The 15,076-nt window shown below is 52.8% G+C and carries 11 protein-coding genes; all 11 read right to left on the bottom strand.

The window, feature by feature from the left end:
* Positions 1-45: 45 nt before the first annotated feature.
* The 11 genes from ACCW71_RS04735 to ACCW71_RS04685 all read right to left on the bottom strand — a co-directional run bounded on the left by ACCW71_RS04735 (position 46) and on the right by ACCW71_RS04685 (position 15,039).
* Entirely contained in the window at positions 46-1,332 is a 1,287-nt protein-coding gene (locus ACCW71_RS04735; protein WP_436369932.1) for an ABC transporter ATP-binding protein, read from the bottom strand.
* Positions 1,332-2,117 (bottom strand): ABC transporter permease, encoded by a 786-nt coding sequence (locus tag ACCW71_RS04730; protein ID WP_436370166.1) that lies wholly within the window; start codon positions 2,115-2,117, stop codon positions 1,332-1,334. The genes ACCW71_RS04735 and ACCW71_RS04730 overlap by 1 nt, the downstream gene beginning before the upstream one ends.
* A 5-nt stretch (positions 2,118-2,122) precedes the next feature.
* Entirely contained in the window at positions 2,123-3,505 is a 1,383-nt protein-coding gene (cpsG, locus tag ACCW71_RS04725) for a phosphomannomutase CpsG (RefSeq protein ID WP_436369931.1), read from the bottom strand.
* Between the two features lie 14 nt (positions 3,506-3,519).
* Positions 3,520-4,935, bottom strand: a complete 1,416-nt coding sequence (locus ACCW71_RS04720) for a mannose-1-phosphate guanylyltransferase/mannose-6-phosphate isomerase (RefSeq protein WP_436369930.1) — start codon at positions 4,933-4,935, stop codon at positions 3,520-3,522.
* Positions 4,936-5,482: 547 nt separating this feature from the next.
* On the bottom strand, positions 5,483-6,496 hold the full coding sequence (gene galE / locus ACCW71_RS04715) for a UDP-glucose 4-epimerase GalE (RefSeq protein WP_436369929.1): 1,014 nt from the start codon (positions 6,494-6,496) through the stop codon (positions 5,483-5,485).
* A gap of 42 nt (positions 6,497-6,538) precedes the next feature.
* Positions 6,539-7,441, bottom strand: coding sequence for a UTP--glucose-1-phosphate uridylyltransferase GalF (gene galF, locus ACCW71_RS04710; protein WP_436369928.1), 903 nt, complete (start codon positions 7,439-7,441; stop codon positions 6,539-6,541).
* 277 nt (positions 7,442-7,718) lie between these two features.
* A complete protein-coding gene (locus tag ACCW71_RS04705; RefSeq protein ID WP_436369927.1) occupies positions 7,719-9,059 on the bottom strand; it encodes a lipopolysaccharide biosynthesis protein in 1,341 nt (446 codons plus the stop codon).
* Positions 9,056-10,279 (bottom strand): glycosyltransferase, encoded by a 1,224-nt coding sequence (locus ACCW71_RS04700; RefSeq protein ID WP_436369926.1) that lies wholly within the window; start codon positions 10,277-10,279, stop codon positions 9,056-9,058. The genes ACCW71_RS04705 and ACCW71_RS04700 overlap by 4 nt, the downstream gene beginning before the upstream one ends.
* Positions 10,280-10,283: 4 nt before the next feature.
* Positions 10,284-11,546 carry a colanic acid biosynthesis pyruvyl transferase WcaK gene (gene wcaK, locus ACCW71_RS04695; protein WP_436369925.1) on the bottom strand — a complete coding sequence of 421 codons (1,263 nt, stop codon included), beginning with the start codon at positions 11,544-11,546 and terminating at the stop codon, positions 10,284-10,286.
* Positions 11,547-11,705: 159 nt separating this feature from the next.
* The gene (locus ACCW71_RS04690) at positions 11,706-13,922 is read right to left on the bottom strand and encodes a phage tailspike protein (RefSeq protein ID WP_436369924.1); all 2,217 of its coding nucleotides are present in this window, start codon (positions 13,920-13,922) and stop codon (positions 11,706-11,708) included.
* A gap of 82 nt (positions 13,923-14,004) precedes the next feature.
* Positions 14,005-15,039, bottom strand: coding sequence for a glycosyltransferase family 4 protein (locus tag ACCW71_RS04685; RefSeq protein ID WP_436369923.1), 1,035 nt, complete (start codon positions 15,037-15,039; stop codon positions 14,005-14,007).
* Positions 15,040-15,076: the final 37 nt, after the last annotated feature.

Raw genomic sequence — 15,076 nt, 5'->3', positions numbered from 1 at the left:
TCACCTCATGTGATTAATGCATCTTTCCTGAAATTCAGACTGAAGTTATTTTTTTACGATTTTCATTTCTGCCGGGATGTGAAGCATACCACCAAAGTTTTCTTTCAAAAGCTCAACTGGCGTATTTACTGTGAAAACTTTTACGCAGAAGATTCGATCATAAAAATCAGACGAATAAGGTTCAGGCTTAATGCCAATATCGATGCGATACTCGCCCATATAAAAGGGGATGACAAAATCCCAACTGATAATGACGTGTTCACCAGCTTTGAGACTCTCCAGGCGAGTATCATAATAGTTGGAATTCATGCTCAATACAGGAAAACCATTTTTGTCACCGATCAACATGCCAACACATGCCTCAGCAGGGACATCTCTGTTGCATCTGATAACAGCCTGAACGGTAACTTTATCTTTCGCGTAAAGGGTAGCAACTTCCTCCCCCGCCGCGTTCAGCATTTTGAAATCCAGAAACTCCAGATCCAGACTCCCCGCATTCTCCTGTAGAGAATTCTGGCGGAGATTAGGGTTAACTGTAATATCAGGATCGAGTTTATGATTAACAATTAATCCCGTATTTTCCTGCTCTTTTATAGAAATTTTATTTTCTACCAGAGAGTTTTGATAGAGATCGCATACTTTTGCAGCGGCACCAAACGCTTTTACTTCACCGTCGGCGATATAGACTGCACGAGAACAAAACTGTCTCACCTGGAAAAGTGCATGACTGACAAAGAGAATAGTTACATTGTCTTCAAGCATCTTATTCATGCGTTGCATGCATTTAGCCTGAAAAGCCAGGTCGCCAACGCTGAGTGCTTCATCGACAATCAATATATCAGCTTTAACTGCGGTCGCTACTGAGAATGCTACGCGGGCTTGCATACCACTTGAATATGTCCGTACAGGAGAATCAAAATATTCACCTATACCCGCAAAGTTTTCAACATCACGGATGACTTCATCCATATCTTCTTCATTGATACCCAGGAGTTGGCCTGCTATTACAGCATTTTGCCTGCCGGTAAAATCGGGATGGAATCCCATACCTAATTCAAGGAGTGCAGCAATACGCCCTTGTGATTTTACCTGTCCTGATGTCGCTGCTGTAGTACCCGTGATAATTTTTAATAAGGTACTTTTACCAGCGCCATTGACGCCAATAATACCAACAGCTTCCCCTTTTTCTATTTCAAAAGAGACATTATTTAAAACATGTTTTTCATGAAAACGTTTTTTTTTGCCTGGCAAAACCCACTCTAATAGCCGATCAATTTTTCGTGGATATTGTTTATAACTCTTACTGACGTTTTCAACTTTTATGCTGTACATTATAATTCATCCACCATATCAGCCGCGTGTTTCCGAAAGAGATAAAGACCCAACACACAAAAAATCACCGCGACAGCAATAGTCCATTTCATAGCAAAAAAGTCTGGTACGGTGTTATGTACGAAAATTTCATGATACCCGTTTATTATGGCTGTCATTGGATTGTAATTTAACCATCCCTGAGCCCAGACAGGCAGTGTTGTATAGACGTACACTACTGGCGTAAACCAGAACCAGAATTGAAGCAGGACGGTGACAAACTGCCCCACATCACGGAAAAATACATTCAGTACGCCGAGCGTAATGCCAAGCCCGCTTGCGAATAATACCTGAATGATCAATATTGGAATAATATAGAAAAATTCAACTCCGGGAAAATTCCCCGTTACGGCCAGGAAAAACAAAAATAGCGAGAATATTATCAAGAAGTTGAGTATGCACGATAAAATGATGATGACCGGCAAACAGATTCTTGGAAATGTAACCTTTTTCAACAAGTTTGCATTTTCAATAAACACTACCTGCATTCTGGATAGTATTTCAGCGAATAAACCCCAGGTGAGAATACCGGAACAGAGGTAAATACTGTATGCAAAAGGCCCGGTTGACTGAGGTAACCTTGCCTGCATAAGTTGCGAGAAGATTACGGTATAAACAGTGATCATCGCGAGAGGCTGCAAGACTAACCATGCTGCCCCTAATATGCTCATCTGGTAGCGAGACTGAAAATCTCTTTTTACACTACTCCATATAAAGCCACGATACCTTAATATCGCTATCAGTATCTCTCTCACTTCTGGACCCCATTTAGCAAAGCCAGGATGTCTGTTGTTTTCTCATTCATCAGCGCTAAATTGTTTTTTGACTCGACGTTCAATCTAACCAGAGGTTCGGTATTAGAAGTTCTCAGGTTGAAACGCCAGTCGGAGAAATCCACACTGATTCCATCGGTCAGATTTAGTTCGCACTCGTCAGATACATAGCGCTCTTTAATGATTTCAATCTTTTCTTTGGCATTGGCGACTTTAGAATTGATCTCACCGCTGCAAGGGAATGCTTCCATTCGCTCGGAGACCAGCGCAAATAGAGTCTGGCCTTTCACTGCCAGCAGTTCTGCCACCAGCAGCCACGGAATCATGCCACTGTCGCAGTATGCGAAGTCACGGAAATAGTGGTGCGCACTCATTTCACCGCCGTAAACTGCATCCTCTTCACGCATACGCTCTTTAATAAACGCATGGCCGGTTTTAGACATAACCGGGATACCGCCTGCCTGCGTCACCACATCAATGGTGTTCCATGTCAGACGCGGGTCGTGAATAATTTTCGCGCCAGGCTCTTTCTTAAGAAACGCTTCGGCTAACAGACCGACAATATAGTAGCCTTCGATGAACTCTGCATTTTCATCAAACAGGAAGCAGCGGTCAAAATCACCGTCAAAGGCGATGCCCATGTCGGCCTGATGCTCACGCACTGCGTCAGAGGTATCTTTACGACACTCTGGCAACAGCGGGTTGGGAATACCGTTGGGGAAATTGCCATTCGCTTCGTGATGCACTTTGATAAATGAAACCGGCGCATTAGCCTGTTGGAAGCGCTTCTCAATTTCATCAATCACATGGCCGGCAGCACCATTACCTGAATTGATCACCAGCTTCATCGGTTTGGTGAAGTTTTTCAGGTCAATGTAGCCCATCAGGTGATCAACATAAGCATCCAGCACTGAAATCTGCTGGTAACTGCCGCGCTCACTCTCATTGACCGGGGCAAAATCGTTGGCTTCCGCCAGTCGCTGGACATCACGCAGGCCGGTATCGCCGCTGACCGGGCGAGCACCCTCTCTGACCAGCTTCATGCCGTTGTAGTTCATCGGATTATGACTGGCAGTGACTTCAATGCCGCCATCGATGCCTAAATGAAAAGTGGCGAAATAGATCTCTTCTGTTCCACTCATACCAATGTCCAGAACATCAGTACCCGCATCCCGTAATCCATTTGCCAGCGCCAGCTTCAGAGATTCGCTGGTCAGACGGACATCACCGCCCACCACAATAGTTTTGGGTCGGATAAATTCGCCATACGCCCGGCCAATACGGTAGGCAATATCTTCATTCAGTTCAGTGCCTAATTCGCCACGGATGTCATAAGCTTTAAAACAGGTCAGTGCTGCCATGATCGTGTCTGTCCTTACTTACTTGCAAACTGTTGTTTAATCAAAATGAGGTCGTCATCGCCAAGATAGGAACCAGACTGGATTTCCAACAGCTCTAATGGAATTTTGCCAGGGTTTTCTAAAGTATGTGGATGACCGATTGGAATAAAGGTTGACTGGTTTTCTGTGAGTAACAGCGTCTTATCCTGGATAGTCACTTTCGCTGTACCGGACAGGATCACCCAGTGTTCGGTGCGGTGGTAGTGCATCTGTAACTGGAAGGCCTCACCGGGTTTAACCGTAATGCGGTTGACGTTAAAACGGCCGGTGTTAACCACCAGGTCGCAGCGTCCCCATGGCCAGTAAGTTTCACGATGGCGGCGGTATTCGCTGCGACACTCGCTTTTAAGAAACTCAACCACACGTTTCACATCCTGCACCTGGTCTTTACGCGCAACCAGAACAGCGTCTTTGGTGTTTACGATCACCAGGTTTTCCACGCCAATCGCCGCCACCAGCTGATCTTCACTATTGATGTAGCAGTTTTTCGTGTTGTGCAGGAACGTATCGCCTTTGAGAGAGTTACCGTGAGTATCTTTCTCATTGACTTCCCATAGGGCGGACCAGGAGCCTACATCACTCCACCCTGCCGCCAGCGGCACAACAACAGCGGCATCGGTCTGTTCCATCACCGCGTAATCGACTGACTCATCAGGACAGGCGATAAAATCATCTTTATCAATACTGATAAAGTCGTTGCCTTCTTTGACGTTCGCCATGGCACGACGACAGGCCTCAAGAATATCCGGGCGGAACTTTTCCAGTTCCTGGAGATAGCGCTTGGCACGGAACATAAACATGCCGCTGTTCCAGTAGTATTCGCCAGATTGCAGATATTCTTCAGCAGTGCTCTGGTTGGGTTTTTCAACAAAACGCTGAACCTGATAAGGGCCGCTTTCCGCGCCAGGCAGCGCTTCGCCACGCTGGATATAGCCATATCCGGTTTCCGGGCCGGTAGGCACGATACCAAAAGTCACCAGTTTACCCTGTTTGGCATGGGCGGTGGCAATTTGAATCGCCTGATGAAACGCGGCACGATCTTCAATCACATGATCGGCAGCCAGCACCAGCAGGACCGGATCGTCACCCTGCTCAACGGCGTTCAGCGCAGCCAGCGCGATAGCGGGTGCCGTGTTACGGCCCACCGGCTCCAGAATAATGTTATGCGATAGCTTATTGATTTGTCGCAACTGCTCGGCAACCAGGAAGCGATGTTCCTCGTTGCAGATGACCATCGGTGCGCGTGCTTCGATACCGGTAAGACGGTTAACCGTCTCCTGTAACATTGAGTGCTCACCGTGCAGACAGATGAACTGCTTAGGATACAGTTCGCGGGAAAGGGGCCACAAACGGCTGCCGGTTCCTCCGGCCATGATTACGGGAAGTAACATTCCACATCCTCTAACAAATTAAGCATGCTATTGCATATAAAGCGGGTCAATTTTTACTCATTCAGAATAAATAGCCACGCTACCGCCCCTGGCTTGCAGCAACCAAATGCTGTGTGATAGAAATTTGCTATCACAGGTTAGCTTGTCGATGCGCTGATTATATTTTATTCAAACGCATACGGGTTCTGAGACCACGGCAAATAGTACAATTTGTGCGGCAAAAATAATATGCCTAATCTTTCATTGCCGCTGACAAAAGGTAAGTCTGCCTGAACATTAATCTCACTTTGCTTCATTAAGGTTAATCGTTGGTAAAACAGCATAGTAGCGTAGCCAGGATTACGCTTTGCGCCTGTTCACAGAGTCGGTTCAGGCGCCATTGTCAGCAAAAATAACGCTGGCAAGACCAGGATAATTCCGTATCCGGCTATTATGTAGTCGCATTTTGCCTGTGATGTGGCAAAGCTGAGTATCAACCTACAGTTACGTTTAACCGGGGCAATAAAAAACCCGGCCGGAGCCGGGTTTTTTCACAAAGATGAGCCGATTAGCGAAACCCATCCGGGTTCTTGCTTTGCCAGTTCCAGGTATCGCGCATCATCTCGTCGATACCGCGCGTCACGCGCCAGTCCAGCTCACGGTTCGCCAGCGAGGCGTCCGCCCAGAAGGCGGGCAGGTCGCCGTCACGACGTGGCTTGATCTCAAACGGAATCGCCTTACCGGAAGCCTTCTCAAACGCCTTGATCATCTCCAGCACCGAGAAACCTTTGCCGCCGCCCAGGTTAAAGGCAGTATAACCTTCAACTTTGCTCAGATGGTCCAGCGCTTTCAGGTGCCCTTCCGCCAGGTCGACCACATGAATGTAGTCACGCAGACAGGTACCGTCTGGCGTATCGTAATCACCGCCAAATACCCCCAGTTTCTCCAGACGGCCGATCGCCACCTGCGCGATGTACGGCAGCAGGTTGTTCGGTATGCCGGTCGGGTCTTCACCGATTTCGCCCGACTCATGTGCGCCAACCGGGTTGAAGTAACGCAGGGCAATCGCCTTAAACTTCGGTTCCGCTTTGGCGAAGTCGCGCATCACGAATTCGATCATCAGCTTCGAGGTGCCGTAAGGACTGGTGGTACCGCCAATTGGAGTGGTCTCAACGTAGGGCACCGGCGCATCTGCGCCATAAACGGTGGCTGAGGAGCTGAAGATAAAGTTCCAGACGCCGGCCGCGCGCATCTCTTCCAGCAGCACCACGGTTCCCGCGACGTTATTCTCGTAATACTCCAGCGGCATACGGGTCGACTCCCCCACCGCTTTCAGCGCGGCGAAGTGGATCACCGCGGAGATGCTGTTGGAGGCGAACAGGTCACGCAGACAGGCGCGGTCACGGATGTCCCCTTCCACGAACGTCGCTTTTTTGCCCGCCAGCTTCTCTACGCGGTTAATCGCTTCGCGCGAGGCGTTGCAGAGGTTATCCAGAACAACAACATCATCGCCGCGCTGTAGCAGCGCCAGTACCGTATGGGAGCCGATATAGCCTGCCCCACCCGTGACTAAAATAGCCATGTAATCTCCTGTTATTCCGCCGCGCGAGACGCGGCGAATCGATTAGTGTTGTTTTGCCAGAATCGTCTGGATCGCTTCACGGAACTCACGACCCTGGGCGTTGTTACGCAGACCATAAGAGACAAACGCCTGCATGTAACCCAGTTTACGCCCACAGTCGAAGCTGTGACCGGTCAGCAGAGAGACATCGACAGTTTTATGCTTGCTCAGGCTGGCGATCGCATCGGTCAGCTGGATACGGCCCCAGGCGCCCGGCTCAGTGCGCTCCAGCTCAGCCCAGATGTCAGCGGAGAGCACATAACGGCCCACTGCCGCCAGGTCGGAGTTCAGCTCAGCCGGATGCTCTGGCTTCTCAACAAAGTTGGTGATGCTGCTGATGTGGCCTGGGTGATCAATCGGCTCTTCGGTGGTGATCACTGAGTACTCAGAGAGATCGGAAGTCGGCATATGCTGCGCCAGCACCTGGCTGTGGCCGGTCTCTTCAAAACGGGCAACCATCGCCGCGAGGTTATAACGCATGTGGTCAGCGGTGGAGTCATCCAGCAGGATGTCTGGCAGCACCACGACAAACGGGTTGTCACCGATCATCGGGCGGGCGCAGAGAATCGAGTGGCCCAGACCCAGCGGCTGCGCCTGACGCACGTTCATGATAGTCACGCCTGGCGGACAGATAGACTGCACTTCGCTCAGCAGCTGGCGCTTCACGCGCGCTTCCAGCAGTGCTTCCAGCTCATAGGTGGTGTCGAAGTGGTTTTCCACCGCATTTTTCGACGCATGCGTGACCAGCACAATCTCTTTAATACCCGCGGCAACACATTCGTCAATGATGTACTGGATCATCGGTTTGTCGACGACAGGCAGCATCTCTTTCGGAATGGCTTTAGTCGCAGGGAGCATATGCATACCGAGACCCGCAACCGGGATTACTGCTTTAAGCTTGGTCATATTTATTCCGTTTAATAAAATGAAGATGTGGGTCGATTATGCAGGATCGGCCAGAACAGCAAGTATAATCTTTATCTGAAAATCGAACAGTAACTCTCTGTCACAACATGGAAATTCGGCATTTTGCCCATTGCCACGCACTGCACAAACTGAACAAAGACAATCAGTAATCGATGATTGTCGCCCTGTTTTACAGACACCTGCGACGGACGACTGAGACCAGCCATAAATGAAAACGGGCGACCCGCGGCCGCCCGTTGTTATAACGATATTCTGTTCAGAGCCAGCCTTCAAACCACTCCGGCATCACAAACAGATTAAAGTGATTCACCAGCAGCATCAGCCCGACAAAGACCACCGAGACCGCCACCCACTGGCGGGCATAAGGGATAAAGCGAATGCCAATCACTGGCTTGATAAAGAACGGATGCGCCAGTGCCGAGATCAGGATCTGCGACAGCGAGAGCGTCAGCGCCACATAGAGCACGTTGGGCCAGATAAAGGTGGTCGCCAGCACCGCCAGCACGACCAGACTGGCCACGATGTTCCAGTAGAACTCAACGTTGGTACGGCCGTTAGCCTGGGAGATCGCCCCGGTGAGGCCCCCCATCGGCCGCAGCATACCAAACAGCAGCATCAGCGGGATCAGGTGATAGACCTGCTCATGTGCCGGACCATAGAGCACGCGCACAATCACCGGCGAGCAGATACCAATCACCAGGTACATTGCGCTGCTGAACAGCATGATCCCCAGCGTCCCCTTGAGGAACAGCTTCTTCAGTTGCTCCGGGTCATGCTGCTTCTCGGCGAAGCGCGGCAGCGCCAGCCGGTTAATCACCGGCGTCACCAGCTTCAGCGGTTGCAGCACCAGCTCTTTCGCCAGCGAGTAGACGCCCAGCATTTCAGCGCCCATCACTTTACCCACCACCAGCGCATCTGCCTGGGTGCGCAGCTGGTTAATGGTCTGCGACCCCAGCTGATAGCTGCCATAGCGGATCGCCCCGATAAAGGTCGCTTTATCGAACTCCCATGTCGGACGCCATGACTTCTCGCCCAGCGCAATCATACAGAGAATGCGGGTAAAGGCGTTGATGAACAGCCCCAGAATCGCCGCCGCCACCGTCAGCGAGGTGAACTCCAGCATCGCCACCACGCAAAGAAAGGCAAACAGTTTGGTACCCATCTCAATCTTCGCCAGCGAAACCATCCGCTTGGTTTTGATGTAGTGCGCCTGATACTGCGACAGATGCCCCAGCACCAGGAAGTTGAGGCTGGTCAGCATAATCAGCCCCACCAGCTCCGGCAGATGGTAGAACCAGGCGACCGGGAAAGCGATCAGCAGCATGATTAAACCAGTGCAGAGGCTGAGCGAGACGTTCACCCAGTAGATGGTGCTCTGCTCGCGGCGGGTGATGTTCTGGCGATGCACCAGATAGCTGCTCATCCCCATATCCTGCAACACGCCCGCCACCGCCAGGATGGCGTTGATAATGGCTAACAGCCCCAGCTCGTGGGTTTCCAGTTTGCGGGCGAGAAAACTGAGCTGTGCAACCTGGAGCACCGCGGAGAAGCAGGTGCTGCCAAACAGCCAAATCGCCTGTGACTTAAATCCACTCACACCAGTCGCTCCAGAATCTGCGCCAGTTCGCCATAGGCGATATGCTGATTAAATTCGGTTTCAACTTTGTGGCGCGCAGCCGCTACCACCGGCGCGACATCCACTTTCCCCTGTGACAGCGTCAGCAGCGTCTCCGCCAGCGCTTCAGGATCATCCTCCTCCACCAGCCAGCCCGAGACGTTGTTCTCAATCAGCTCCGGGATGCCGCTGTGGAAGGTGGAGACCACCGGCAGGCCAACCGCCATCGCCTCCATCAGCGCCACCGGAATCCCTTCCATATCGCCATCGGCGGCGGTTTTGGAGGGCAGCAGGAAGATGTCAGCCTCACTCAGCGCGCGGCGGATCTCCTCCTGCGGCTTGAAGCCCGGCATGCTGACGCAATCTTCCATCCCCTCACGGGCGATGAAATCGCGCATCATCTCATCCTGATCGCCATTGCCGATGATGGTGTAGTGGAACTGCCCGCCGCGCTGCTTGAGGATGGCACTGGCTTTAACCGCCACATCCAGCCCTTTCTTCTCGGTGAGACGTGCCACCGACACGATACGCAGCGGCGTCTGGAACGCCTGGCGCGGCTGGAAGTTAAACTTCTCCGGCTCAATCCCCATGCGCGTCACATGAATTTTTTCTGGTGGACAGCCCATCTCGATCAGCTTGTTCTCCCACAGATGGCTGATAGGCAGCATCAGCTCGCTCTGACGGAACAGGTTGACGTAGTCGAGCTTGTGCTCTTCCAGAATATGACGGCGGGAAATATCGGCACCGTGGAACACCGTCGCCTGCTTACCCTTGAGAACGCCCAGCTCACGCAGTTTGTTCGCCAGCGCACCGGCATAGCCGAAATGCACCAGAAACACATCAGCGGTGAAGGTCTGCTTTGCATTCGCCACAATCGACGGCAGCAGCAGCTTGCTGGACTGTGCGCCATAGCGCCGCACGTTCAGCGAACGCAGCAGCGACGGCTTGGTCACGTTGGGCAGCACCAGCTTGATACGCTGATTCAGCTTATCGACAATCGAGATCTTCTCTTCCGGCAGCAGGTAGTGGGTCTTCGCCGCCAGACCATACTCGTCAAAAGCGGCGTGCCGGTTCACTAAATCGCCGGGAAAGACCGAAATAATCTCCACCTCGTAACCAGCATCGATAAAATGGGTTACCTGATTTAGTACGAATGTCTCAGAGGCAACCGGGAAACGCATGGTGAAAAAAGTCAGTTTCATCACATTACCCTAATACTTTGAGAATCTCTTCAGTGATCCGGTTGCCAATTTCCCTTTCATTCGCAACGGCCGTGTCGACCTTCAGCTTAATGTTGTCGTAATCGGCAAGGACGGTTTTCACCTTGTCGATCAGCGAGCCATCCATCAGGCTTTTCACATCGGTTGCCATTTGCGGCAGACCTAACTGGTTCATCACACCCATCGACTTGTGCTCGTAGTTGATCGCCACCGCCGGGGTGCCAAAGTTCATTGAGATAATCGCCGAGTGCAGGCGGGTACCAATAGTCAGATGGCAATGGCTCAGCAGGATGCCCAGCTCCAGGTCATTAAACTCATCCATAATGACATGGTAATGTTCCGGCTGCGTCACGTGGTCACGCAGGGTGAGTGCCACCATACGGTCATCTTTGGCATAGCTGTCGATGCCGGTACAGGTGGAGAACGCCACCACCTGATAGCCTTCGGCGATCATCGCGTTGATGACCCGGCCAAACGCCGCTTCATACTCTTTCTGGGTCACGCCCAGACGTTTGTCGAACGGTGCCAGTTCGCGCACGGTAATGGCGATGGTTTTACGTCCGTCGATAATGCCCTGCCAGTGCAGCAGGTTATGGCTTGGGTTTTCAACTTCACGCGCCTGCACCAGGAAGGCGGTATCAACACCGGAGGCGACTTTCGAGCTGGTGACACCATCGCGCTTCATCAGATCCAGACTGACCGATTCACGCAGCACCAGGCTGTCGACCCGATCAAAAACAAAGTTAGCCAGCGCGTTAACGCGCGGATTCTGGAACGGCCCCACCGAGTGACCAATCAGGTAGATCGGCTTTTTCGCCATCAGCGCGCAGAGCGCATGGTCAAACTGGGTCACACCATAGAGATCGACGAAGAAAGAACCGCCCACCTGAATAATCGCATCATATTTTGCCAGGCTTTCGGTAAAGGCTTTCAGGTGCGGCGGCACGGCGAACGACTTATAGATCCCGCCCTTGCCGAGATGCGCCATCATAATATCGGGCATCAGGCGGTTCGCCACTTTACGTTTAAACGACCCGACCAGACCTTTGCCTGACTTGCTGTTATGCAGATACAGCGCATCCTGCTGAATATCCTGCTGGAGCAGATAACCGGAGCTGGTTGGATAACGGCTAATCACATCAATGTCTAAATCACTGCGTGCAGACCTCATTGAATCAATCAGTCCACGAAGAATCGCGCCATCCCCACGATTCCCACACGTATGGTTACCCACCAATAAAATTTTCATAACAACTCCGAATGAATTTTTTTAATTCTGTAAGCCGCCCAGATCCGCAACGGGCAAAATGAACTCTGTTTAAATAACTGCTATACGGGATACCGCACCCAAAGGGTTCTGCTCCTGATAAAACCGGCCGCCTCCGTTGTGGCGGCCGTGCTGCAAGGGTTACGACTTGATGGCGAAGTAAGGCAGCGCAACCTGTTTGCCGTTGATCACCACAGAGACAAATCCTTCCGGCTTGCTGGTATCGACCTGGTCGGCAGAGAGCGGACGGGACGCCATCAGCAGGTCGCCCTGCTCGTTGGCACCGACGCCCGCTTTGCCGTTGTGCAGGCTGAAGCGCTGCGGGGCGCGTTTCGTCGCGTCACCGGCAGGGGGATTCCCCTTCTCCATCTTCGCGTTGACCCGCGCACAGCGGCCGGTGACGAAGCGATCTTTACCGGTGGTTTTCACCAGCACCGCCGCGGAAGGCGTCCAGCCCGCCAGTTTGACATAGAGGCGTACATCGGTGTCGTGCTCAGCCACGTAGCGCACGTCGAGAACCGGGCTGCTGCCTTCGGCCGACCAGCTCGCTTCCGAGCGGTCTTTCTTACGCTGCACGTGGATGACCGCACGGCCACCGGTGGTCTTGTCACTGATCAGGTTCATCAGCGGCTTATCACCACTGCCGTTGCTGAACTGCGACTGACCGAAAATTTCGATCTCCCACGAATCACCCACCGTGGGTGAGTAGAGGCTGCCGAGATCAAACCAGGTCTCCTGGTTGGTGTTGTTCTCTAAACGCCAGCGCGAGGTGATGTAGTTGTACTTCAGGCTGCCATCCAGCGCGACGCCATAAGACTCCACGCGGGTCGAGCCCATCTCCCAGATGCTGAGCAGCCGGTCGCCCTGCATCGAGTTGTCGATCCAGCTGCCCGATTGCAGGCTGGTCTGACGCATATTCAGACGGGTGTTGTGGGCGATCAGCGGGTTCTTACAATCCTCCAGGCTCAGCGCATCGACAATCCACTGGCCGTTAGAGAGATCGCCCGGATTGTCACAGTGCTCAATCCAGCCGTTATGGATAATCGACTGGCCGCAGCGCGGCAGGTTAAGCACTTTACCGCCGCGGCAGTACTGGGCATTGAAGTTCGACAGCTCAATCGCGGTGCTGTGATCCCACTTGCCCTGCTTCTGCCCTGACCAGCCCGACTTAATCACATCGCCGCTACAGCGCGAGGCGTACCACTGGTCGATTTTGCAATCCAGCGTATCCTGGAGGCTGATGGCGGTGCCGCCGACAAAATTGAAACGCAGGCAGGCCCCCCGGAAGTACTGGCCGCCGGGACAGATATTGTGGAAGAAGCCCTGCTGGTTCGGCTTCTTATCACTGTTACCGTTGAAAATCAGGTTGGAGAGCTCAACCCGACGGGCATTCATCTGAAAGACGAAATCGGACTTACCATCGGAAACGAGGGTGGTCGCCGGGAAGTAACCGAAGTTCACCATCGCACCGGACATGCGGAAGAAGTTGAGATACTTGTCGCCGAGGTTACAGGCGGAGACCATAAAGGTACCGGCCGGGAACTGAACGCAGATCTGCTGGTTAGCCTGCTGTGACCAGTTGAACATCGCCATAATGGCAGGCGCGGTATCCGTCTGACCATCGGCAATCGCACCGAAATCAAACAGCGTCAGGCGGTTAAAATCTTCCACGACGCGACGCCAGGAGAAGCCCTCACCGGCAAAGTTTACGCCGCCATCATTCTCAGCGCTCTGGAAGCTGCCGACAAACTCGCCGCCGCCCACTTCCCGTCCCTCATGCCAGCTTTTCAGCTTAACCTTGGCCCCTTCAAACAGCGGGCGGGTTTTGCGTAACTCGGCAACGGACGGGATCTCGCCAATCAGCTGATAGCCCGCTGGCTGCGCCAGACGCTGACTGAAATCAGCGGCCCCCGGACGACTGACATCGGCGATGTTAAACAACGTCTCACCGTTATTGTCTTCGACGGTCATCGAATGCGAAGGATCGGCGATCAGCGCCGCGTTATCCTGAATAAACTGGGCAAAGTTGCCCTTGTTCAGCGCGATAGGCTGAGCGATCTCCGACACTTTACCGCTGGCGTCACGCAGGAAGACCGGGATCTGGTTGCCCGGTTTGCTGGCATCCACACCCGCTTTACCAATCCAGAGTTTACCCTCGAAGTTCTGCCAGAACTGAGGCGGCATGGCGTAGACGTTTTCCGGTGTCAGGATCGGTACGTCGCCTTTCGGGATCGCAGTGGCATCAACCGGTTTCAGGGCAATGCCGTTACTTTTTGCAGCGTAGCTGGAAAAGGTGCTCACGGAGAGAGCCCCCACCAGAGCGGAGGCGGCGGTCTGTAAAACTTCTCTTCTTTTCATGCATCAATTCCCGTAGTCAATAAGGCCAGCGGCCATGGCGGTGTCCCTGAGGCACGTCGCAAGTGAGCTTTTCCAGCTCCGGTTAAACCAGTGACAGCCAGCTTTGTTTGATCTGTTTACCGTCGAACTTCAGCGCGGTTTGTCTGGTTTTTTCGCTCATGGCGTAGAGCAGCGCGTCATCGCTGGCGAGCTGATCCAGTCGCGCCAGGAACGTCGCTTTGTCGTTCATTGGCACCAGAAAGCCATCTTCACCGTGGTTGATGATCTCCTGAGGGCCGGTCGGGCAGTCATAGGCCACCACCGGCAGTGACCAGGATTTCGCTTCCAGCAGCACCAGTGGCAACCCTTCATAGCGCGAGGTCATCAGCGCCACGTCGCTGTCACGATAGTAGTCATTGATATTGCTGACCTTACCGACAAACTTCACGCTGTCGCTGATGCCCAGCACCGCGGCCTGGTCGTGCAGCTGCTGACGCAGCTCACCGTCACCGGCGATGATCAGCGTCCAGTCGGCATGGGTGCGGGAAAAATCGCGCCAGATCTCCAGCAGCAGGTCGAAACCCTTCTGATGATCCAGACGGCCCACCGCCAGCGCCTGACGATGGCGCGTCTGACGCTGAAACCCTTTGTGCACCACCGGATTGGGAATTTGCTTGCTGGGAATGCGCCAGCGGCCGAACACCTGGTGATCTTTCTCGGTCAGAACAATCACCCGGTCGTAGTAGCGCAGCAGCAGAAACTTGAGGAACTTAATCGGTTTGCTGAAGGAGTTAATCGCAATATGTTCGCAGGCGTAGGCTTTGAAACGCTTCTTCTTCATCGCCAGCAGATTCCAGAAGGCGAACATCACGCTCAGGCGACCCATGCTGATCAGGAAAACGGTATCAAAACCCTCTTCATGAATGCGGGCGACCGCGCTTTTGATCGGATTGCTTTGCCCTTCAAAGCTGACGATGCGTTTGACCTGCTCAAACGGATAGAAGGTTTTTCCGCTGCCTTCCAGCGAGTAGATGGTGACGTCGTGCGTCTCGCCCAGACACTCGGACATAAAGTTACAGATGTTCTCGGTGCCCGCGTAGGAATAAGCATCTTTGATCACCAGGACAATTTTTTTCATGAAACGCTATCCACCTCAAATTTTAACGACAATCCTG

Origin of the sequence: Pantoea sp. C2G6 (assembly GCF_051336815.1) — a bacterium.
Lineage (GTDB): Bacteria > Pseudomonadota > Gammaproteobacteria > Enterobacterales > Enterobacteriaceae > Pantoea.
Note: the sequence above shows the minus strand (reverse complement) of the source record. Positions and strands in the feature narration are given on the sequence as shown.